Source organism: Agromyces sp. GQ35 (assembly GCF_059758475.1).
Window position 1 is genome coordinate 1 of the sequence record NZ_JCAXEO010000010.1, and the last position, 397, is coordinate 397.

General features: G+C 64.2%; 1 protein-coding gene. It reads right to left on the reverse strand.

Features of this window, described 5'->3' with window-relative positions; translation table 11 throughout:
- On the reverse strand, positions 1-363 hold a 363-nt coding region (locus AC6CH0_RS17770; RefSeq protein WP_498103337.1), incomplete at its 3' end, for a hypothetical protein.
- Positions 364-397 lie beyond the last annotated feature (34 nt).

Consider the following 397-nt stretch of genomic DNA (forward strand, 5'->3'; position numbering starts at 1 on the left):
GCCGACGCTCGTCGCCGCACCGGCACCCAGGTTGTACAAGAAGATATGCGTGCCGACCTGATCCGACGAGAACGCGATCACGCCACGATCGGTATTCGGCGTGATGGCGGCACCTGACGGACTGCTGTCGAGGCCGAGCAAGACAAGTGGTTCGCCTGAGGGGCTCAGGTCATTGACGAGGGGCTCGATCAGGATGGTCTCGCCGGCGAAGACCTCCGCGAAATCAGGGGTCCCGATCGGGTTCAAAGCGCCGGGCTCCTTCACCTCCACCGTGAGCACCCCGGCCGAGGTCAACGTGCCATCGGACACGACGTACTGCACCTCTTTCGTGCCGAGCTCACCCGTCTTGTGCTCGAACGTCACGAACCCGTCAGGCGCGAACCGCACCGAATCGCCG